Genomic DNA, 1,560 nt, shown 5'->3' with positions numbered 1-1,560 from the left:
GACGAACGCCGTCGTCGGGACGGTCGCGCTCGGCGGGAAGCCCGAGTTCGCGGTCGCCGACGGCGGGAAGATCTTCGTCAACATCGAGGACAAGAACGCGATGGTCCGCTTCGACGCCGCGACGCTGAAGGTCGAGGCGACGTGGCCGCTGGCCGGCTGCGAGGAGCCGTCCGGTCTGGCGATCGACCGCGCCGGGAAGCGCCTCTTCGCGGTTTGCGGCAACAAGACGATGGTGGTGGTGGACGCGAAGGACGGGCGCGTCCTCGCGGCGCCGCCGATCGGCGCCGGCGTGGACGCCGCGGCGTTCGATTCGAAGACCGGGTTCGCGTTCGCGTCCAACGGCGCCGGCTCGCTGACGATCGTCCGCGAGGAGCGCCCCGGCAAGTTCGCCGTCGTCGCCGACGTCCCGACGCAGCGCGGCGCGCGCACGATGGCGCTCGACGAGACGACGCACCGCGTCTACCTGCCGACCGCCGAGTTCGGCGCCCCGCCGGCGCCGACGGCGGAGCGTCCGCATCCGCGTCCGCCGATGGTTCCCGGGACGTTCGCGATCCTCGTGTTGCAGCCGGCGAAGTGACGTCGGGACGGCCGGCGCGCCGCGGTTCCTCGCTCGGCGGGGGGCGCGGCGCGTCGGCCGTCGCGTCGTCGTCGTCGCGCAAGAAGGGCGCGGCGTCAGTCCACGGCGTGCGCCTTCAGCCAGCGGCGGCCGGCGAGGCCGAGGAGCGGCGAGTCGGAGGAAACGTCCGTGACGAGAAAGACGTGCTCGTAGCCGGCGGTCCGCGCCGCCCTGACCACGTCGAGCACGTCGCCGACCGGCAGTCCGAAGTCCGCCTTGATCGTGACGCGGCGGTTCTCTCCCGGCCGACTCTCGGCCAACCGCTCCAGGCAGACGATGCGCGGGCAGTCTTCATGGTCGAACCAGATCTTCCCCGGCCGATACTCGGGGCCGCGCTTCTCCACGGCGACCTGAATCTCGACGTCGGACTTCGCCGACGCAAGGAGCTGCGGATCGCCTCCCGCGGGAAGCGGCGGCCGCGGCCGGCAAATGAGCGCGGTCGGCGGGTTCGTGAACAGCGGCGGCGCGAACGCGACGCCCACGAGCGCCATCGAAGAAGGCGTTGCCGTGGGCCTGTGTGATCGTTTTCCCGCGACCGCATGATCCGTCGCCGCGGGCCAAGCCGCGCGGTTCTTCCGCGGCCGACCGATCCAGTATAGTGAACGCGTCCGTCCGGACGGGAGGGGAAGACCATGAAGCGGCTCGCGATCGTTCTGGCGATGTTGTTGGGCGCCGCGTTCGGCGCCCAGGCGCAGTGGAATCAGGACGGCGTCCCCGCGGCGGACGATGCGTCGCGCAAGAGCGTCGGCGATTTCGGCGCGATGCTCGTGTTCACCGACCGGCCGGAAGAGTTTCTCGCCGCATGGGAGCGGGTCGGCGGCGCGGCGCCGGTTCCGGCGGCGGAGACGGTGGCGCGCGGGAAGCGGCTCGCCGGCTTCGTCGTGTTCACCGGCTGCGCGGCCGACGCGCGCGGGAACTGCAACGCCGTGGTGACGTTCAAGCTG

Annotated in this window: 3 protein-coding genes; 2 read left to right on the top strand and 1 reads right to left on the bottom strand. The window is 72.1% G+C overall.

Translation table 11 applies throughout. The features are described from left to right. On the top strand, window positions 1-577 hold a 577-nt coding region (locus LLG88_14180; protein ID MCE5248057.1), incomplete at its 5' end, for a YncE family protein. A gap of 95 nt (window positions 578-672) precedes the next feature. Here the strand turns inward: LLG88_14180 and LLG88_14175 are convergent. Beyond that, window positions 673-1,098, bottom strand: a complete 426-nt coding sequence (locus LLG88_14175) for a hypothetical protein (GenBank protein MCE5248056.1) — start codon at window positions 1,096-1,098, stop codon at window positions 673-675. 150 nt (window positions 1,099-1,248) lie between these two features. Here LLG88_14175 and LLG88_14170 point away from each other — a divergent pair. Then, window positions 1,249-1,560 (top strand): hypothetical protein (locus LLG88_14170; GenBank protein ID MCE5248055.1); only part of this gene is annotated, 312 nt, incomplete at its 3' end.

It is taken from the genome of bacterium (assembly GCA_021372775.1).
GTDB lineage: Bacteria > Acidobacteriota > Polarisedimenticolia > J045 > J045 > JAJFTU01.
The sequence above is the reverse complement of the archived record's forward strand: the minus strand, read 5'-3'. Positions and strand labels throughout refer to the sequence as shown.